The sequence below is a fragment of the Amycolatopsis sp. cmx-8-4 genome, from assembly GCF_046548675.1.
GTDB lineage: Bacteria > Actinomycetota > Actinomycetes > Mycobacteriales > Pseudonocardiaceae > Amycolatopsis.
On record NZ_JAEBDZ010000012.1, the window covers coordinates 96,513 to 114,329 of the forward strand.

At 71.8% G+C, this 17,817-nt stretch carries 24 protein-coding genes; 14 read left to right on the top strand and 10 right to left on the bottom strand.

Annotated elements, in window-relative coordinates:
• Window positions 1-56 precede the first annotated feature (56 nt).
• Window positions 57-536, top strand: coding sequence for a hypothetical protein (locus ACLJQZ_RS25400; RefSeq protein ID WP_410622371.1), 480 nt, complete (start codon window positions 57-59; stop codon window positions 534-536).
• A 281-nt stretch (window positions 537-817) separates the two neighbouring features.
• On the opposite strand, the gene ACLJQZ_RS25405 is transcribed toward ACLJQZ_RS25400, so the two are convergent.
• On the bottom strand, window positions 818-1,816 hold the full coding sequence (locus ACLJQZ_RS25405; protein WP_410622372.1) for an aldo/keto reductase: 999 nt from the start codon (window positions 1,814-1,816) through the stop codon (window positions 818-820).
• A 189-nt stretch (window positions 1,817-2,005) separates the two neighbouring features.
• Here ACLJQZ_RS25405 and ACLJQZ_RS25410 point away from each other — a divergent pair, with 189 nt between their 5' ends.
• The 3 genes from ACLJQZ_RS25410 to ACLJQZ_RS25420 are packed head-to-tail and all read left to right on the top strand — an operon-like array spanning window position 2,006 to window position 4,427.
• Window positions 2,006-2,539 (top strand): YbaB/EbfC family nucleoid-associated protein, encoded by a 534-nt coding sequence (locus ACLJQZ_RS25410; protein ID WP_410622373.1) that lies wholly within the window; start codon window positions 2,006-2,008, stop codon window positions 2,537-2,539.
• Complete coding sequence (locus tag ACLJQZ_RS25415) at window positions 2,536-2,850, top strand: hypothetical protein (protein ID WP_247053731.1); 315 nt, start codon at window positions 2,536-2,538, stop codon at window positions 2,848-2,850. The genes ACLJQZ_RS25410 and ACLJQZ_RS25415 overlap by 4 nt, the downstream gene beginning before the upstream one ends.
• The gene (locus tag ACLJQZ_RS25420) at window positions 2,850-4,427 is read left to right on the top strand and encodes a WXG100 family type VII secretion target (RefSeq protein ID WP_410622374.1); all 1,578 of its coding nucleotides are present in this window, start codon (window positions 2,850-2,852) and stop codon (window positions 4,425-4,427) included. Before ACLJQZ_RS25415 ends, ACLJQZ_RS25420 begins: the two co-directional genes overlap by 1 nt.
• Before the next feature lie 30 nt (window positions 4,428-4,457).
• Here the strand turns inward: ACLJQZ_RS25420 and ACLJQZ_RS25425 are convergent, their stop codons facing one another.
• Window positions 4,458-4,718 (bottom strand): hypothetical protein, encoded by a 261-nt coding sequence (locus ACLJQZ_RS25425; protein ID WP_410622375.1) that lies wholly within the window; start codon window positions 4,716-4,718, stop codon window positions 4,458-4,460.
• Window positions 4,719-4,765: 47 nt separating this feature from the next.
• Entirely contained in the window at window positions 4,766-5,635 is an 870-nt protein-coding gene (locus ACLJQZ_RS25430; RefSeq protein ID WP_410622376.1) for an SDR family NAD(P)-dependent oxidoreductase, read from the bottom strand.
• Between the two features lie 39 nt (window positions 5,636-5,674).
• Here ACLJQZ_RS25430 and ACLJQZ_RS25435 point away from each other — a divergent pair, with 39 nt between their 5' ends.
• Together ACLJQZ_RS25435 and ACLJQZ_RS25440 are read left to right on the top strand one after the other, a co-directional pair.
• Entirely contained in the window at window positions 5,675-6,301 is a 627-nt protein-coding gene (locus tag ACLJQZ_RS25435; protein ID WP_410622377.1) for a TetR/AcrR family transcriptional regulator, read from the top strand.
• Window positions 6,302-6,367: 66 nt separating this feature from the next.
• Entirely contained in the window at window positions 6,368-7,201 is an 834-nt protein-coding gene (locus tag ACLJQZ_RS25440) for an alpha/beta fold hydrolase (RefSeq protein WP_410622378.1), read from the top strand.
• On the opposite strand, the gene ACLJQZ_RS25445 is transcribed toward ACLJQZ_RS25440, so the two are convergent.
• Complete coding sequence (locus ACLJQZ_RS25445; RefSeq protein WP_247053754.1) at window positions 7,188-7,556, bottom strand: DUF742 domain-containing protein; 369 nt, start codon at window positions 7,554-7,556, stop codon at window positions 7,188-7,190. The genes ACLJQZ_RS25440 and ACLJQZ_RS25445 overlap by 14 nt on opposite strands.
• A gap of 102 nt (window positions 7,557-7,658) precedes the next feature.
• The gene (locus tag ACLJQZ_RS25450; protein WP_410622379.1) at window positions 7,659-8,681 is read right to left on the bottom strand and encodes a LacI family DNA-binding transcriptional regulator; all 1,023 of its coding nucleotides are present in this window, start codon (window positions 8,679-8,681) and stop codon (window positions 7,659-7,661) included.
• Between the two features lie 128 nt (window positions 8,682-8,809).
• Here ACLJQZ_RS25450 and ACLJQZ_RS25455 point away from each other — a divergent pair, with 128 nt between their 5' ends.
• The 4 genes from ACLJQZ_RS25455 to ACLJQZ_RS25470 all read left to right on the top strand — a co-directional run bounded on the left by ACLJQZ_RS25455 (window position 8,810) and on the right by ACLJQZ_RS25470 (window position 12,595).
• Window positions 8,810-10,096 carry an ABC transporter substrate-binding protein gene (locus ACLJQZ_RS25455; RefSeq protein WP_410622380.1) on the top strand — a complete coding sequence of 429 codons (1,287 nt, stop codon included), beginning with the start codon at window positions 8,810-8,812 and terminating at the stop codon, window positions 10,094-10,096.
• Between the two features lie 170 nt (window positions 10,097-10,266).
• Complete coding sequence (locus tag ACLJQZ_RS25460; RefSeq protein WP_410622381.1) at window positions 10,267-11,628, top strand: NAD-dependent succinate-semialdehyde dehydrogenase; 1,362 nt, start codon at window positions 10,267-10,269, stop codon at window positions 11,626-11,628.
• Between the two features lie 83 nt (window positions 11,629-11,711).
• Window positions 11,712-12,155 carry a hypothetical protein gene (locus ACLJQZ_RS25465; protein ID WP_410622382.1) on the top strand — a complete coding sequence of 148 codons (444 nt, stop codon included), beginning with the start codon at window positions 11,712-11,714 and terminating at the stop codon, window positions 12,153-12,155.
• Window positions 12,152-12,595, top strand: a complete 444-nt coding sequence (locus ACLJQZ_RS25470; protein ID WP_410622383.1) for a hypothetical protein — start codon at window positions 12,152-12,154, stop codon at window positions 12,593-12,595. Before ACLJQZ_RS25465 ends, ACLJQZ_RS25470 begins: the two co-directional genes overlap by 4 nt.
• On the opposite strand, the gene ACLJQZ_RS25475 is transcribed toward ACLJQZ_RS25470, so the two are convergent.
• Window positions 12,550-12,975 carry a L,D-transpeptidase gene (locus tag ACLJQZ_RS25475; RefSeq protein ID WP_410622384.1) on the bottom strand — a complete coding sequence of 142 codons (426 nt, stop codon included), beginning with the start codon at window positions 12,973-12,975 and terminating at the stop codon, window positions 12,550-12,552. The genes ACLJQZ_RS25470 and ACLJQZ_RS25475 overlap by 46 nt on opposite strands.
• 99 nt (window positions 12,976-13,074) lie before the next feature.
• Entirely contained in the window at window positions 13,075-13,995 is a 921-nt protein-coding gene (locus tag ACLJQZ_RS25480; protein ID WP_410622385.1) for a hypothetical protein, read from the bottom strand.
• Window positions 13,996-14,165: 170 nt separating this feature from the next.
• On the opposite strand from ACLJQZ_RS25480, the gene ACLJQZ_RS25485 reads away from it, so the two are divergent.
• On the top strand, window positions 14,166-14,396 hold the full coding sequence (locus ACLJQZ_RS25485) for a three-helix bundle dimerization domain-containing protein (protein ID WP_247053773.1): 231 nt from the start codon (window positions 14,166-14,168) through the stop codon (window positions 14,394-14,396).
• 50 nt (window positions 14,397-14,446) lie between these two features.
• Window positions 14,447-14,755 carry a hypothetical protein gene (locus ACLJQZ_RS25490; RefSeq protein ID WP_410622386.1) on the top strand — a complete coding sequence of 103 codons (309 nt, stop codon included), beginning with the start codon at window positions 14,447-14,449 and terminating at the stop codon, window positions 14,753-14,755.
• 6 nt (window positions 14,756-14,761) lie between these two features.
• Here ACLJQZ_RS25490 and ACLJQZ_RS25495 read toward each other — a convergent pair whose 3' ends face one another.
• The gene (locus ACLJQZ_RS25495; RefSeq protein ID WP_410622387.1) at window positions 14,762-15,223 is read right to left on the bottom strand and encodes a nuclear transport factor 2 family protein; all 462 of its coding nucleotides are present in this window, start codon (window positions 15,221-15,223) and stop codon (window positions 14,762-14,764) included.
• A gap of 61 nt (window positions 15,224-15,284) precedes the next feature.
• Between ACLJQZ_RS25495 and ACLJQZ_RS25500 the strand changes: the two genes are divergently transcribed.
• Window positions 15,285-16,166, top strand: a complete 882-nt coding sequence (locus ACLJQZ_RS25500) for a LysR family transcriptional regulator (RefSeq protein ID WP_410622388.1) — start codon at window positions 15,285-15,287, stop codon at window positions 16,164-16,166.
• Window positions 16,167-16,225: 59 nt separating this feature from the next.
• On the opposite strand, the gene ACLJQZ_RS25505 is transcribed toward ACLJQZ_RS25500, so the two are convergent.
• Together ACLJQZ_RS25505 and ACLJQZ_RS25510 are read right to left on the bottom strand one after the other, a co-directional pair.
• Complete coding sequence (locus ACLJQZ_RS25505; protein ID WP_410622389.1) at window positions 16,226-16,609, bottom strand: STAS domain-containing protein; 384 nt, start codon at window positions 16,607-16,609, stop codon at window positions 16,226-16,228.
• 161 nt (window positions 16,610-16,770) lie between these two features.
• Window positions 16,771-17,445, bottom strand: coding sequence for a TetR/AcrR family transcriptional regulator (locus ACLJQZ_RS25510; protein ID WP_410622390.1), 675 nt, complete (start codon window positions 17,443-17,445; stop codon window positions 16,771-16,773).
• Between the two features lie 116 nt (window positions 17,446-17,561).
• Between ACLJQZ_RS25510 and ACLJQZ_RS25515 the strand changes: the two genes are divergently transcribed.
• Window positions 17,562-17,768 carry a tautomerase family protein gene (locus tag ACLJQZ_RS25515; protein WP_410622391.1) on the top strand — a complete coding sequence of 69 codons (207 nt, stop codon included), beginning with the start codon at window positions 17,562-17,564 and terminating at the stop codon, window positions 17,766-17,768.
• Window positions 17,769-17,817 lie beyond the last annotated feature (49 nt).

The window sequence follows — 17,817 nt, forward strand, 5'->3', positions numbered from 1 at the left end:
AACCCTAGGACCGCGTTAGGAGTGCCTTAACCCTTCGGGGTGGCACAGTGGACCACATGGGACGACGTGGGGTGCTGATCGCGGTGGGGTGGCTGCTGGCCGCCGGGGCCACGGCCGCGGTCGCCACGTTCGCCCTGGACGTCGTCGGCGCGGGCATCCTCGGCCCGCAGAACCAGCCCCTGTCCCAGGACGACGTCACCCGCGCGCTCGCGGCCGCGCCGGTCACCTCGTCGGTGGTGGTGCCCACGACCACCGCCGCCGCTCCTTCTTCGAGCGCCCCGGCACCGCGTGGCCTGACGGTGCCGGGTGGCAGCCTCGTCGCCGAGTGCGCGGGCGGCCAGGTGACACTGCGGTCGTGGAGCCCGGACCCGGGCTTCCGCACCGACGACGTCTCCCGCGGCCCGGCCGCCTCGGCGTCGATCAAGTTCAAGAACGGCGGCACGGAGAACGTGACGGTCGTGACCTGCGTCGGCGGCGAACCCCACGCGGAGTCGGTCGCCGACGACCACCACGGAGGCCACGGCGGCGACGGCTAGCGCGGCAGGCCCGCGTTGAGCTGCCCTCGCGTCGCGTGTTGGCCATTCCGGTCGCCGTGTTGGCCATTCCGGACGCCATGTTGGCCGGGCCCGGGCGCCGTGTTGGCCATTCCCGTCGCCATGTTGGCCGGTCCCGGGCGCCGTGCTCGCTGCTCCGGGCACCGTGTAGGCCGTGTCGACCGTGTCGGCCGTGTCGGCCATTCTCGTCGCTGTGCGGCCTTCGTGCGTGGCCCGCAATCCGGCCACCACAGCGACGAGAAGCGCGACCGGCCGGACGACGGCTAGCGCGGCAGGCCCGCGTTGAGCTGCGCCAGGATGCCGTGCGGGAACGGCAATGGCACCGCGCTCACCTCCGTCAGCCGGTCCACCTGGGCGTCGGTCAGGTCGAGGGCCAGCGCACCCAGGCTCTCGGTCAGCTGCTCCGGCGACCGGGCGCCGATCAGGGGTGCCGGCATCGCGGGCCGGCGCGTCACCCAGTGCAGGGCGACCTGCGCCGGGGTCGCGTCCACCTCGGTGGCGATCTCGCGGACGGCGTCGAGGATCGCCCATCGCGGCTCGGGGACGCCGGAGCCTTCGAGGCGGCCGGTGCCCTCGCCGTCGCGGGTGTACTTGCCGCTGAGGAAGCCGCCGCCGATCGCGCCCCACGGCTGGATCGCGATGCCGAACTCCTGGGCCAGCGGCACGTATTCGGCCTCGATCGCCCGCTCGATCAGGGAATAGGCCAGTTGCAGCGCCGTCACCGGCTGGCCGCCGAGCATGGCCGCCTTCGTCGCGTACCACGCCGGGACGTCGCTGAGCCCGACGGCGCGGATCTTCCCGGCCCGCACCAGATCGTCGAACGCGGCCATCACCTCTTCGGCCGGGGTGAAGCCGTCCCAGACGTGCAGCCAGTACAGATCGACGTGGTCGACGCCGAGCCGGCGCAGCGACGCCTCGAGCGAAGCGACCATGTTCTTGCGCCCGTTGCTGCGGTGCCGGGGATCCGACACCGGGCCGCCGCCGGCGAACTTGGGCCCGGCGTACTTGGTGGCGAGCACGATGTCGTCGCGTGCGGTGTCGCGCAGGAACTCGCCGACGAGCACCTCGCTGCGGCCGTCGCCGTAGTTGTCCGCCGTGTCGACGAAGTTCCCGCCGCCGTCGACGTAGGTGCGGAAGATCTTGCGGGCCGTGTCGTCGTCGGCGCAGAGGGCGCCGGTGCCGAAGGTCATCGCGCCCAGGGCGAGCGGCGAGACCCGCAGCCCGGAGCGGCCCAGGGGCCGGTAGTGGTCGAGTTCGGTCATGCCCTCGATCGTGCAACCCGGACCGCGCTCCGGGTCAACCCGACCGGGTGAGGCACAACCGGGCAAGAACGAGGAGAAAAGCAGGCATACCCCCGACTATCAGTGAGTGAACGTCCGGTGTGCGCTAATCTGCCCGAATTCAGGTCGTCGCTGGTAGACGGCCTCCCCGGATGGCGAGGAGTCGAATTCGTGCAACCGAACCTGGGGCCAGGTGAAGACTTCCAACTCCTGCTGGATCGGCAGGTCCGGGACATGCAGGCGAAGGCGGCGGCGCTGAGTGAAGCGCTTTCGGCCGCCGGGGCCACCGTGCGGACCCGCGACGGGGCCGTCACCGTGACCCTCGCCCCCAACGGCGCCCTGACGAACCTCGAGCTCGGCTTCCGGGCCTGCGAGATGGGCCCGGCCCGGCTGACCGCGGCGATCATGGGCGCGGTCCGCGACGCGCAGCGCCAGACCGCCCGCAGCGTCGCCGACTCCTTCGCGACCATCAACGGCGACAGCGAGTCCACCGACATGGTCCGGTCCTTCCTGCCGCCGGACCCGCCGCCGGACGGCGACTTCGCGGCGCCGGACAACGCCGAGCCCGAGCGGACCCCGCCGCCGGCCGCGACTCCGCCGCCACCACCACCGCGCCCGGCCGGCCCACCGCCGGCCGCAGGGCCTGCTCCGCGTCGCCGTCCCTCGGGCGACGACACCTTCGACGACGAATCGAACCCCTGGTGAGCGGCGGCGGGTTCCGGGTCGATTCCGAGCCGCTGGCGAAGTTCGCCCAGCACCTCGACGAACTGGAGAGCAACCTCAAGAGCACCGGGGACCTGGTCGGCGGCATGACCTGCGACCCCGGCATGTTCGGCATCAACCCGGCGTGCCAGCTGATGGCCGCGGGCGCGAGCACGTGGACCGACAAGGCGCACCACCAGTTCGGGGACTACGCGAAGACCATCGGCGAGTTCGCGGACAAGGTCACCGAGGCCGCGAAGCGGTACAAGTCCGGTGAGCAGGACGCCGTCGATTCGATCGTGAGGTTCGAATAATGGCCGACGACTACAAGAGCAAGGACGTCAGCCTCCACGGCGGCGAGCTCTTCAACAGTGACAACGCGTCGGCCGGGGCCGGGTTCTTCGAGGCGGCGGTGGGCCTGGACAAGGCCGTCAAGGACAACGACAAGGTCGCGATCGGCATCGGCTCGGCGGGCATGGCGCTGGAGACCATCGGTCTCGTGCTGGACCCGATCGGCAGCCTGCTGACCGCCGGGATCGGCTGGCTCATCGAGCACATCACGATCCTGCGGTGGCCGCTGGACATCCTGATGGGCGACCCGATCGGCATCGCGGCGGCCAGCGAGGCGCTCACAGCCGAGAAGAAGAAGCTGGAACAGTGGTCGCAGGACCACCAGACGGCGATCGACACGCTGATGAAGGACTGGTCCGGCAAGGCGGCCGACGCGTTCAAGAAGGACATGGACGCGGTCACCGAGCAGCTCGGCTCCCTGGGCTGGTACCTGGACCAGGCCGGCAAGAACATGAAGATCGCCGGCGGCATCGTCGGCGCGTTCCGCGGCATCTTCCGCGACCTGATCGCGATGCTCCTGGCGACGATCATCAAGGGCGCCCTGATCGCGGCGGCGCTGGCCCCGGTGACGTTCGGCGCGTCGATCGCGCTGTTCGTCGGCACGACGATCGGCACGGTGGCCACGGCACTGGGCAAGATCGGCACGAAGCTCATCGAGCTGGCCAAGAAGCTGGGCGACCTGGTGGCGTCGCTGGCGAAGATGGGCAAGGCGGGCGACGAGCTGGCCGGGGCGAAGCCCCCGGCCAGCAGCCTGACGCCGACGCCCACCCCGAAGCCGCCCGCGACGCCGTTGCCGAAGCCGGACGCGACTCCGGAACCGAAGCCGTCCTCGGCCACGCCGGAACCCAAGCCGGAACCCACGCCCGAGCCGAAACCCGAGCCCGTTCCCGAGCCGAAGCCCGAGCCCGCGCCGTCGTCCTCGGCGACCCCGGAACCCAAGCCGGAACCCAAGCCGGAGCCGAAGCCCGAACCGGAGCCCAAGCCGTCCTCGGCCACGCCCGAGCCCAAGCCGGAGCCGAAACCCGAACCCACACCCGAGCCCAAGCCCGAGCCCGCGCCGTCGTCCTCGGCGACCCCGGAACCGGCGCCACCCAAGCCGGAACCCAAGCCCGAGCCCGCCCCCAAGCCGTCCTCGGCCACTCCGGAACCGAAGCCCGAACCGGCGCCGCCCAAGCCGGAGCCCGCGCCGCCGAAGCCGGACGACGCCGGCAACCCGCCGGCCACTCCGACGCCAGATCCCAAGCCGCACAAGCCGTTCACCGACCAGATGACCGACGTCATCAAGGACAAGCTGTCCAAGGTGGACGGTGTGACGCCGGAGATCATGCAGAAGTTCGACAAGATCAGCAACCTCTCCGTGCACGAGCTGGGCAAGCTCTTCAACAGCCCGGCCGCCGCCGAGAAGTTCGAGTCGGCGATCAAGGTCATGACCGACCCGTGGTTCGGCAAGTCGGGCCTGGCCGGCAAGACCGTCGTCGACATGATCAAGGGCGTGCCCGCCAGCATCGGGAACGTCACCGGCGGCGGAGACGACGACTAGATCCCACCCGTGACCGGCGCACCCCGCCGGTCACGGGTCGGACAGGATGACCGCTCGCGACGCCAGGTGCAACGCCGGCCGTTCGTCGGGCCGGGGCAGGTCGACGTGCAGGAAGTGGCCCGTCTCGGGGCGGGTCGCGAGCGGGCGTCGCTCGCCTCGGCGAGGCGTCGCGGCCAGGCCGTCCGGACGTGGCGGCCAAGCCGGCGCGGGGCGGGCTCTCCCCCAGCGCCAGCACCCGGCGGCCCAGCGCCAGGGCGGCGAACCGGCCGGGACGGGTCCCGGAGACGTCACCGTGCGATGGGCACCGCCGTGCCGTCAGCGCTGTGCGGGTCGCACGGTCACCCCAGCGGGTCCAGCCCGGTCAGCGTGACACTTTCCGCCCACAACCGCGCCGCGGACGGATCTTCGGTCAGGTTCGCCCAGCGGGGTTCGAGCCGGGGGCGGCCGCGGAGGCCGAACGTCCGCGGGCCCCACAGCTGCCCGCCCGCGACGTCCGGGCCGAGCACCGCGCGGACGGCGGGACGCGCACCGGCGTCCTTGCCCTGCAGCAGCACGCGGGCCGGTAGTCCGCGCAGCCACTGCCCGGCGGTGCGGACGTGCACCGGCGGCCGGGACGGCGTCAGCGAGTCGAGCGCGCCACCCGGGTGCGCGACGACGCTGAGCCGCTTGGAACCCGCGGCCCGCAGCCGCCGGTCGAGCTCCAGCGCGAACAGCATCTGCGCCAGCTTGGACCGCTCGTACGCGCGCTTCGGGTGGTAGTCGCGTTCGCTCTGGAGGTCGGCGAAGTCGAGGCTCGACGACTTCGCCGCGAAGCTGCCGGTGGTGACGATCCGGCCGTGCGGGGCCAGGTTCGGCAGCAGCCGCGCCACGAGGGCGAAGTGGCCGAGGTGGTTGGTGCCGAACATCATTTCGTGGCCGTCGGCCGTCTCGCGCCGCGGCGGCTCGTCGAGCATCACCCCGGCGTTGCAGACGAGGGCGTCGAGCGCGCCGACGGCGTCCGCGACCGGTTCGAGGGACGCGAGGTCGGCCAGGTCGATCCGGACGTGGCGGATCTTCGCGCCCGAGACGTGCGAGCGGATCGAGGCGGCCGCCGCCTCGGCCTTCGCCGCGTCGCGGCTGCCGATGGTCACCTCCGCGCCCGCCGAGGCGAGCTGCTCGGCGGCGAAGTACCCGATGCCGGCATTGCCCCCGGTCACCAGCACGTGCATCGCGAATCCCCTCCGGGGCAGCATGCCAAGCTGTCTCCCGTGGACAACGCTACCGGGGACGAACCGGCCCGGGCGGGCTACCGCCGGTCGGCCGGCTCGCCGCGCGGGGAGGCCCGGCGCCGGGAACTGCTCGACAAGGTGACCGACGACGTCGCCGAGAACGGCCTCGTGGACTTCTCGCTCCGGCGCGCCGCGCGGGCGGCCGGGACGACGCACAAGGTGCTGCTCTACCACTTCGACGGCAGCGAAGACCTGCTCCGCCAGGCGGTCGTCAACCTGCGGGAGCGCCGGATCGGCAACGCACTGGCGGCGAGCACCGCCGAGCCGGCCACGCTCAGCGCCCGCGTCCGGGCCGCGTGGCACAGCCTCCGCGACGAGGAGTCGCGGCTGCGGCGGGTGCTCGACCAAGCCATGGGCCTGGCGATGTACGACCCGGGCCGCTACGCCGCCCTCGGCCGGGGTGCGTCGCAGCAGTACCTGCCGACACTGGTGTCGTTCTGCCCGGCGCACTGGCCTGACCAGCGGAAACTCGAAGTCGCGGAGATGATCCTGGCGACCTTGCGCGGGTTTCTGGTGGACCTGCTGACCAGCGACGACGGCTCGGGCGCCGAAGCCGGGTTCCAGGCGCTGCTGCGCGCGGTGGAGCGGGAGGAAGCGGCTTCCTGAGTTCCTCGACAGTTTGCGAACCACGTGGTTCACTTCTGCCCAGGGGGACGTCACTGGGAGGCCGGCATGCAGGTCGAACTGTCCGCAGGAACCGTCGAGTACACCGACAGCGGCGGGCCGGGCCCGGTCGTGGTCCTGGTCCACGGCCTGCTGATGGACGGCTCGCTGTGGGACGGCCCGGTCGCGGATCTCGCCGCCGACCACCGGTGCGTCGTCCCGACGTTGCCGCTCGGCGCGCACCGGCACCCGATGCGCGCGGACGCGGACCTGTCGCTACCCGGGATCGCCCGGCTGCTGGGCGAGTTCCTCGCCCGGCTGGACCTGCGGGACGTCACGCTGGTCGGCGTCGACACCGGCGGCGCGCTGGTCCAGCTGCTGATGGCGGACGGCGCGGCGCGCGTGAGCCGCGTGGTGCTCGGTTCGTGCGAGGCGTTCGACAACTTCCCGCCCGGTCTCACCGGCAGGACGGTAGTGACGTCCGGCAAGCTCTCGCCGCGGCTGTTCGGGCTGTTCATGCAGCAGATGCGCCTGCGCGCGGTGCGGCGCCTGCCGATCGCGTTCGGGTGGCTGACCAAGCGCGGCGACGCGACCACGGCGGGCTGGGTCCGGCCGATCCTGACCGACGCGGGAATCCGCCGTGACGCCGTCCGCATGCTGCGCGCCGCGGGCGCCGACCCGGGCTTCCTGCGGGAGCCCGCCGAGCGGCTGCCGGCGTTCGACCGGCCGGTGCTCGTCGTCTGGGCGAGCGAGGACCGCGTGATGCCGCCGGAGCACGGGAAACGGCTGGCGGCGTTGCTGCCCAAGGGAAAGCTCGTCGAAGTGGCCGACAGCTACACGCTGCTCCCGCTGGATCAGCCGGCCGAGTTCGCCCGGCTGATCCGGGAGTTCACAACGCGCTGAGGCCCTGGAGGATGCGGTGCATCAGGTCCAGGCTCGGCCGGTTGCCCGCGGTCATCCGGACGGTGTGCACGGCCACCAGGCCGCGGTCGGCGAGATCCGACAGCAGGACCCGCGCCACCCCCAGCGGAATCCGGCGCAGCGCCGCGACTTCGGCGACCGACTGGGACGTCCGGAGCAGCGCGCAGATCTCCGACTCCTCCCGCGAGCTCCCCCGCACCACGGCCCGCCCCCGCGGTGTGGTCGAGACCAATGTCTCGACGGGAAGATCGCGTGTCGGCCGCGTCCGGCCATGGGTGCGGAAGTACGGACGGACCATGCCCGCCCCGCCATCTTCGAGCACGGACCCCCACTGCACAGCCAGCTCCTCACTGCGATTAATCCTTGTCGGCGATTATTTGACCCGGTGATCGCCTAGGCCGCAATCGACCGAACAGAGCAACGCCGGAAAAAGTGCAGGTCAACGGCTCGCCGGCGGGGCGGTACTGCCCCGAAGGACTAGCCTTGTCCGCAAGATCGCCGGAGATGTCAGGATTTTTCCATCGGACAATCGCGCCAAGATCCGCTCGCCGGCACGCCCACCGAGCTCGGCCACCGGCTGGGCGACGGTGCTCAGGTCGAGCAGCTCGGCCAGGTCGTGGTCGTCGAACCCGAGCACCGAGACGTCGTCCGGCACCCGCAGCCCGGCCCGGCGCAGCGCCCGCAGTGCGCCGAAGGCCATCTCGTCCGACGCGGCGAACACCGCGGTCGGCCGGCGGGGCAGGCCCAGCAGGGTGCCCATCGCCCGTTCCCCGCCGGCGACGGTGAACCCGCCGCCGGTCTCGAACGCGGCGTCCGGCGCCCGGCCGTCTTCGCGGCACACCGCGTGGGAGATCTCGCGGTACGCCGCCAGCCGGCGCAACGGCGTCGTGAACCCGAGCGGCACCGGCGCGTCTTCGCCGATGAACGCGATTTCGCGGTGGCCTAGCTGGACGAGGTGGCGCATCGCGGTCACCGCGGCGCCGTGGTCGTCGATCCCGACGGAGTCCGCGCCGGGCTCTTCGGTGCCGATCGTGACGAGCGGGACGTCGAGGCCCAGCAGCAGTTCGCGTTCGATCGCCGAGAGCGGGAGCGACAGCACGAGCACCGCGTCGACGCGCCGGCGCAGCGGGAGGCCGGCGAAGAACCGGGCGCGGCCCGTGTCGTCACCCAGGTTGTAGAGCAGCAAACTGATCCCGGCCTCGCGCAGCACGCGTTCGACGCCGGCGATGAGGCGCGCGAAGTACCAGCGGTCGACGTAGGGCACGATCACGCCGACCGTGCCGGTGCGGCCGGTGGCCAGGCTCGACGCGGCGGGCGAGATCGCGTAGCCGAGCTCCGCGGCGGCGGCCAGCACCCGCGTCCGCGTGCGCTCGGCGACCCCCGGCACGCCGCGCAAGGCCCGCGAGACGGTCGCCGCCGAGACCCCGGCGAGCCGGGCGACGTCGTCGAGCTTGTCCGGCATTCCCCACCCCGGGTCTTGCAAGCGCTTGCGGTCCTTCACGGTTGGCGGATTGACACCCACCTCGATCGAGGATAATCATCGCTGCAAGCGCTTGCAATCAGCGTGGCCTGTCCGGCAAGGAGGCCGTCATGCGCCAGATCCTTCCCGTCGTGGGCGCCGCGCTCCTGGCGAGCAGCGCGCTCGCCGCGTGCTCCGGGGCCGCGGGACTCACGATCAACCTCTACATCTCGCCGGAAGACCACCTCCAGACGGTGGTCGACAAGTGCACGCAGGAAGCCGGCGGCCGGTACAAGATCGTCTACAACAAGCTGCCGCGCGGCGCGGACGGCCAGCGCGAGCAGATGGTCCGCCGGCTCGCCGCGGGCGACACCTCGCTGGACGTGCTCGGCCTCGACGTCACCTGGGTGCCCGAGTTCGCCGAGGCGGGCTGGGCGCAGGAGTGGACCGGCGCCGACGCCGCGGCCGCCACCCGGGACGTGCTGCCCGGCCCGCTGGCGACGGCCAAGTGGAACGGAAAGCTCTACGGCGCCACGAAGAACACCAACGTGCAGCTGCTCTGGTACGACGACCGGATCACGCCGTCGCCGCCCAAGACGTTCGACCAGCTGATGGACCAGGCCCAGCAGCTGAAGGCGGCCGGGAAGCCGTACCAGGTCGTGTTCACCGGCGCGCAGTACGAGGGTCTGGTCGTCTTCTACAACACGCTGGTGGCGTCGGCGGGCGGGCACATCCTGTCCGACGACGGCAAGTCCGTGGTGATGGACGACGGCGCGGTGAAGGCCCTCGAGCTGCTGAAGCGGCTCACGACCGCGGGGATCACCGACCCGTCGCTGACGAACCAGAAGGAAGACGAGATCCGCCAGGCGTTCCAGCGCGGCCAGGCGGCGACCGAGCTGAACTGGCCGTTCGTGTACGCCTCCTACGCCAAGGAGAAGCCGCAGGAGCTGAGCCACTTCAAGTGGACGCGCTACCCGTCGGTCGTCGCCGGGCAGCCCAGCCGGGTCACCATCGGCGGCTTCAACCTGGCGGTGAGCACGTACTCGCAGCACAAGCCGGAGGCGTTCGAAGCCGCGCTGTGCCTGCGCAACGCGTCGAGCCAGAAGTACCAGGCCCTGGTCGACGGCATCCCGCCGAGCCTGGCGTCGATCTACCGCGACACGGCCCCGCTCGACGCGTCGAAACCGGCCGACCCGACGGCGAACCCGACGATGGCGGACCAGTACCCGATGAAGGGCGACATCCAGGCGGCGCTGACGGACGCGGCGGTCCGCCCCCTGACCCCGGCGTACCAGAACCTGTCGACGGTGATCTCGAAGGTGCTCTCACCCCCGGCGGAGATCGACGTCCAGGCCACGGCGCAGGAACTGCGCGAACGCCTGGCGGACGCGCTGGCGTCGCGAGGAATCATCCCGTAGCAACCCGGATGGGACGGGGAACGGTGCGACTTGGCCCCGTTCCCCGCTCGCCACCCTTCAGCGGAGTCGCCCCGAGCGCCAGCACTCAGCCACTCCTAGTGTATACAGTATTCAGTAGGCTATACTCAGCTTCGACCGCGTTGCCGTCGAAGCTGGAGGCCGTCGCTCTCATGTACTCAGTCACTGATCCCGCGACGGGTGAGCTGGTCGAAGAGATCCCGAACGCGACCGACGACGAGGTCCGCGCCGCGATCGGCCGGGTGCACGGCGGATACCGCGCCTGGCGGCGCCGGCCGGTCGCCGAGCGGGCCGCGATCGTGCTGCGGGCCGCGGACCTGTTCGCCGAACGCGCCGACGAGCTGGCCGCGATCATGACGCTCGAAATGGGGAAGCGGATCAACGAAGGCCGCGGGGAGATCGGCATCGTCGTCGACATCTTCCGGTACTACGGCGAGCGCGGCCCGGACCTGCTCGCCGACGAGCCGCTCCCGATCCGCGGCGGCGAGGCCGTACTCACCAAGGAGCCGATCGGCGCGCTGCTCGGCGTCATGCCGTGGAACTTCCCGTGTTACCAGGTCGCCCGGTTCGTCGCGCCGAACCTGGTGCTGGGCAACACGATCCTGCTCAAGCACGCGTCGATCTGCCCGCGCTCGGCCGCCGCGATCGAGCGGGTGCTGCAGGACGCCGGCGTGCCCGAAGACGCGTACGAGAACGTCTTCGCCGCCAGCCGTCAGGTCCCGTGGATGCTCGCGGACCCGCGCATCCAGGGCGTCTCGCTGACGGGCAGCGAGCAGGCCGGGATCTCCGTCGCGGCCGAGGCCGGGCGGAACCTCAAGAAGTGCGTCCTCGAGCTCGGCGGGTCCGACCCGCTGATCGTGCTGGACACCGACGACCTGGACGAGACGGTGAAGGTCACCGCGACCGCCCGGATGCGCAACTGCGGCCAGTCGTGCAACGCGCCCAAGCGGATGATCGTGCTGGGCGGGCTCTACGACGAGTTCGTCGACCGGCTCGCCAAGCGCGTCGCGGAGTACTACGTCCCGGGCGACCCGGCGGACCCGGCGACGACGCTGCCCCCGCTGGCCTCGATCGCGGCGGCGGACGAGGTCGCCGCCCAGGTCCAGACGGCGATCCGCGAGGGCGCGACGCTGCGCGCGGGCGGCCACCGCGTCCCCGGCCCGGGCGCCTACCTGGAGGCCACGGTCCTCACCGACGTGACACCGGAGATGGCCGCCTACCATGAAGAGATCTTCGGCCCGGTGGTCCTGGTGTTCCGCGCGGAGACCGAGGAGGAGGCGATCGCCCTGGCCAACGACACACCGTTCGGCCTGGGCGCGAGCGTCTTCGGCACCGACCGCACCCGGGCCACGCGCGTGGCCCGCGGCATCGAGGCGGGCATGGTCTACCTGAACAAGTCGGGCGGCTCGGAGGCGGATCTCCCCTTCGGCGGCATCAAGCGCTCGGGCATCGGCCGGGAACTGGGGCCGCTGGGCATCGAGGAGTTCATGAACAAGAAGCCCATCCGGCTCTGAACGGGTGTCACTAGACCGGGCGGCGCAGCCGACGCAACCCGCGCGGCGGTGTCGATCACCGGTTGATCGACTATCGTTTTCCCATGACGCTGGAGATCGTCGGCGGGCGGCGCGGAGTTCCCGCTGGGGCAACGGAATCCGCTCGCTGGACGCGTCGGTGCGTGGGCGGCTCGGTCACGTTCGGCCACCTCGTGGGGGACGACTACCGTACGCCGCGGGTGTGGAGCGGGCGGGGGCTTGGGCTGCCGGAGACCGATCTCGCCGGGTTCGCCGTCCAGCTGGCCAAGGTGATGAAACTCGGCGCGTACTGGGTCGCGCGGGCCGAGTGCCCGGATCGCCGGGCCGGTGATGCGACGCGCTGGTCTCCCGGGCGTTACGACGACGAAGACGCCTTCGTTTACTTCGCCGGGCCGTGTACGCACGGCGACCGGCTGTCCGGTTATCACCCCGCGGCCGCGTTCACGATCGCGCTTCCCTACGTCCGCGGGCTGCGGATCCGGCTGGCCGGCTACCTCGCGGCGCTGTGAACCGCTTCGTCCGTGCCGGGGTGATCGCCGCTGTGGTGAGCGGGGTTCCGTCCACCGCTCATGCCGTGCTGACGCGTGGTGACGTCCTCGCCGCGACGCGCGCGGCCGGGACTCTGCTGCCCGGACGGCGCGACCGGCCCGGCGTCGCCGCCGGGCTGGTCGCGCACATCGGTATCTCTTCCCTCTGGACCGTCGTGCTGAGCTGCGCCGTCCGCCGCCACGAACTCGGCGTCACCCGCGGTGCCGTGGCCGGGCTGGCCATCGCGGCGCTCGATCTCGGGATCGCCGCGCGGGCCTACCCGGCGGTGCGCACGCTTCCCCGCGTTCCGCAGGTGCTGGACCACTTGGTCTTCGGCGCTGTCCTCGCTGGACTGCTCCACAAAGGACAGCCAGGTCAGGCCACGACCTGGACCACGTCACCCGGGTGCAGCGTGTTGTAGAAGATGACCGCGTCCGCGTGCGAAAGGTGCACGCAGCCGTGGGACTTCACCTTCAGGCTGCCCTGGTGGAACGCGACCCCGGTGTTCGTGAAGAACACCGAATACGGCATCGGCCCGTTGAACTGCTTGCTGTAGTGGTCGATGTCCTTGTACTGCACGTGGAACGTCCCGAGCGGAGTCGGGTACTTCGCGAGCCCGACCGTGATCGGGACCCCGCCGTGCGTGACGTTCCCGGCGCCGTCCGTCAACCACGCCGTGTTCGTACTGCGCTGGACGCAGGCTTTCGCTTCGGCACTGCACGGCGTTGAAGCCGCTTCCGCCGTCCCGGCGAGCGTCACCACGCCCGCCATGGCGGCGATCCCGCCCAGTACCGCGGTCATCCTCCGGATCATCGTGTGCCTCCCGCTGTCGTTCGGCTACAGGAGGTGAGGTGCCCCGTTTCCCGATCTTCGAATCGCCCCGAAGATCATTGGAACGGTTCAGTTCTGCGGCTGGGACAGTCCGAGGAACTCGTTCTGCTCGCGGTCGTAGCGCTGGGTCAGCCCGTTTCCGTAGCGGTCCCACCAGTTCGCCGTGTGCCCGCCCTGGTGCGTGGTCGTACCGCCGTAGATCTGGCGGTCGTACTCGATGCGCGCGTCGTGGAACTGCTGCTGGAAGTCCTGCGCCGACAGGCCCTGGACGTGCTGGACCGCCGCGTCGCTGATCGTGTTCGAGCTGCGCACGATGTCGTCGCCGCCCATGTGGTTGATGATCGCGCGGACGCCGCCGGCGCCGCGCATGTGGGCGCCGGACATGATCGCGGCCTGCGTGCCGGCGTCGGTGAAGTTGAGCGCGCCGGCCGCGCGGGCGTTCGCGCTCATCAGGTCGCTGACGACGGCGCGTTCCTCGGCGCTGCCCTGGCCGTACTGCTCGCGCGCCGCGATGATCTGGTCGTAGCCGTTGTGCATGTTCTGCCGGAAGCCGTAGGCCTCGGGCACGCCGCCCTGCTCCCCCGTGGCGCCCTCGGACGCCATGATCGAGTCGACGACGCGCGGGTCGAGCTGCGGTATCGGCGCGGCCGCCGCCGCGGCGCCACCGCCACCCGCGGCCTGCTGCGTGCCACCGCCGTAGCCCTGGGCGACGTCGGCGTCCGCGGCGTTGTAGCCGTTCGCGGCCGTCTGCACGTTCTGGTTGACGTTCCCGATCAGGCTGAGGAACTTCTGCAACGCGCTGCCGAGCTGCGAGTGCAGCGCCGAGTTCGCGGCGGCGACGCCGCTGCCGATCCCGGCGAACGACAGGGCGTTCAGCACGAGACCTTCGAGGTCCCGCGTGGTCGACAGGAACGACGACCCGACGTCTTCGACCGCCTTGACGACCGTCCCCATCTCCGTCGTCTCGGCGTGGTACGCCCCGGCACTCATGGTCTGCTCCCTCCGGCAAGCGACTTACCGCGTCGAGAATTCACCACCCGGCCGCGACCGCACACGGCCGAATTACCCACTGCCGGACGCGCCCCTGTCGTTCATCTTCAGTTCACCCCCTGGTCGTCTCGCCGGGTACCTCCCCCTTACGCGACGCAGGGAGGCCCTTCATGAGCACACCCACGCTGGACACCATCGCTTCCGAACAGCTGGACCTGCAGCTGTCGGTGGTCGAGGACCGGCTGGCCCGCGACTACGGCCGGGAATCCGTCCACGACCTGGTCGAGCGCGAACGCGCGCGGTTCGGCGACGCCCGCATCCACGTCTTCGTGCCGATCCTCGTCGAGCGGGCGGTCCGCGCGACGCTGGCGGCGCCACCGGCGAAGCACCGGCGGGACTGACCGCTCCGGCGCTAAGGTCGGTGGCAGACCGGCAGTGGCGAGGAGCGACGATGAACGACAAGCCCGTGGACGACCCGAACGTGGTGGACGGCGAGATCGTCGACGAAACCCCGGCCGCCGCCCTCGCGGTGCCGTCGCCGGCGCTGCCGGACCCGGACTACAGCGAGGGCGGCGTCCCGAGCTTCGACTTCGTGCGGGACAAGATCGAGAACCGGTACACGACTTCGCTCGGCGCGGAGGAGGTGGCCGGGCTGGGGACCGAGAACACGACCGAGGCCCTGGACAAGAAGATCGCCGACCGCGACCAGGCGGCCAAGGACAGGCTGGCCGCCATCCGCCGCTCGATGCGCGGCGAGTAGCCCGGCTCAGCCGAAGATCGCGGCGGGATCGCCGGTGTACCAAGCGTTTTCGATGACGACGCGGCGCAGCACCCAGCGGTCGCCGTCCCGGACCAGGTCGACGTCGTAGCGGTTCTTCAGCAGCGCGTGGACGTCGTGGGCGGGGCTCAGCAGGTGCTGCGCCTCGACCAGCGCGGTCAGGCGCGCGGTGTCGCCGTCGATCGTGACGCGCGGGTTGGTGACCTGGTGGGTCGTGTCGACGCGGCCGGCGAACAGGGCGAGGATCGTGTCGGCGATGGCTTCCCGGCCGGTCAGCACCGGCGGCGCCGCGCCCCACCGCGCGGCCGCCGGCCGGAAGTCGAGCTCGGCGTCGGCGGCGAACGACGACGCGAACAGCGCCCGGTCCTTGAGGTCCTGGCCGAGGCCGAAGCGGTACAGCGCGTCGATGATCTCGACGCGGTCGTGGAGATCCTGGAGCGAAGTGGTCACGCGCTCCAGGCTCGTCGCGCTCGTGAGGGTGATCAACGCGCTTTTGTGCCACGATCGTGAAGTGGTGGTTAACGGTGCGCCGGAGCGGCGTGAGGTGGAGTCCTTCCTGACGCTCGCCGAGGAGCTGCACTTCGGCCGCACGGCCGAGCGGCTGCACGTGTCGACCGCGCAGGTCAGCCAGACGATCCGGAAGCTCGAACGCCACGTCGGCGTGCCGTTGTTCGCGCGGACCAGCCGCCGGGTCGAGCTGACGCCGGCCGGGCGGCGGCTGCTGGCCGACCTCGGGCCCGCGTGGTCGGCGGTCGAGGCGGCGTTCGGGAAGGCGATCGAGGCCGGGCGCGGGGTGACGGGCACGCTGCGCGTCGCGTTCGGCGACGCGGCGGGCGGGCAGCTGCTGGCCGGGGTGGCCGAGCTGTTCCGGCGGCGGCAGCCGGGCTGCCGGGTCGAGTTCCGGGAGGTCCGGCCCGCCGAGGTGCTGCCGTGGCTGCGTGACGGCGAGGTCGACGTCGTACTGGCCGGCCTCCCCCTCGACGGCCCGGGCCTGGTCACCGGCCCGGTGCTGGTGCGGGAGCGGCGCTTCCTCGCGGTGGCCGCGAGCCACCCGTTCGCCCGGCGCGAGTCGGTGCCGGCCGCGGACCTGGCGCGGGTGACGGTGCTGCGCTGCGCACTGCCGGACCCGTGGCTCGACGAGCACGCGCCGGACGCCGTGACCCGGCCGGCCGCGGGCCTGCAGGAACTGCTGACGTCGGCGGGCGCGGGCGAAGGCGTCCTGCCGGTGGGCGCCCACATCCGGCGGTACTACCCGCGGCCCGACCTCGCGTACGTCCCGTTCGGCGACGCGCCGCGACTGGAGTGGGGCCTGGTCTGGCGAGCCGACGCGACGACGGCCCGGGTGCGGGCGTTCACCGAGGCGGCGGCGGAGCTGGTGCGCGAGCCGGCCTGACGTCGCGCGGGCCCAGGTCCCGCGACAGCGCGAGCGGCAGCCGGGGGCCAGCCGGGTGGTCAGCGTGCGTGGGCGTGCAGCCAGCGCATCTCCACCGGCTGGGACGCCGCGATCGCGGCCAGGCGGTCCGGGTACACCGGGACCCGGCGGTCGAGCCCGGACAACCGCACCACCCGGCTGACCGCCGTGCCCGGGGGGACGATCAGGCAGCCGTCGATGCCCCGGTCGCGGCAGAGGTCGAACGCCTCCAGCAGGCCCGCCGCGCCGCGGGCGGACAGGAAGCCCAGCTCGCCGAGGTCGACGACCAGCAGGTGGGGGCCCGGCAGCTCGCAGATCGCGGCTTCGATCACCGTCGTCCAGCGGACGACCGTCGCGATGTCGAGCTCCCCGCGCACTTCGACGACCAGGACGCCGCTGGTGCGTTCCGGGGCGATGTCCGGCATCGCGCCTCCTCCCCAGGCAGGACCGGGGACCGGCCCCGGGGCCATGGTCGCATCGCCGTGCGCCCGTCGCCGCGTGGAACGCGGAACGCGGCGAAGACAACCCGGATGGCGCATCACCCACCGCACTGCGGTCGGGTGTCCGGCCGAGTGTCCACTGTGGATCATTCGGCCAGGCGGTCCAGCCACTCCTGCAGCAGCGTCACCTCGGCCGCGGACAGAGCCGCCGGGGCGTCCTTGCGCAGCTGGGCGCCGAGCGTGGCCGCCGTGGCGGCCACTCCCCCGGCCGGTTCCGCCGGCTCGCCGGCCAGGATGCCCGCGAGCACGCTCTCCCGGACCCGCACCGAAAACCCGGTGTCCGGGTACAGGGCCGGCCGGGTGATCATCGAGAGCGCGACGCCGGCGTTGGCCGCCATCACCATCCGCGCGGCGACCGCCGGCGCCACCGCGAGCCGCCCGGCGGCCGCGCAGCGTTCGAGCACCTCGAGCAGCAGGCCGTGCGCCTCGGCCGCGGCGTTGGGCGGCGTCGAGAGGCCGGAGTACATCAGCCGGTAGTAGTTCGGGTTCCCGACGGCGAACGCGACGTGGTTCTCCCAGCCGTCGCGCAGGTCGCGCACCGGGTCGCCGGACGGCCGCGCGGCCCGCTTGCCGGCGAGGTACTTCTCGAACCCGTGGTCGACGACGGCGGCCATCAGGCCCTCTTTGTCGCCGAACTGCCGGTACAGCGCCGGCGCGCCGACCCCGGCGGCCTCGCAGACCGCGCGCGTCGAGAAGTCGGCCTCGGCCGACCGCGACAGCAGGTCGGCGGCCGCTTCCAGAATCCGCGTTCGCAAGTCCACAGCAGCGACGCTACCAGCCGGTATCGTCGTTATCAAGCAGACGGTAGCGTCGATCCACGGAAAGTGTTAACGTCGGTTACGTCATCACGTAAGCGACGATAACGAAGGACACCGACATGCCGTTCGCCAACTTCAAGGTCCCCGCCGGCACACTCACTCCCGCACAAAAGGAGCAGATCGTCACCCGCACCACCGAGCTCTACGCCGAGATCTACGGCGACCGCGCCCGCGCGAGCACGATGGTGCTGGTCGAGGAGGTCGCCGACGGCGGCTGGGGCATCGGCGGCGACGTGCTCACCCTCGCGAAGCTCCAGGCCGGGTGACGTCAGGCTTCCGTAATCCCCGCGTGGAATCATCGGCTGACCACAGAAG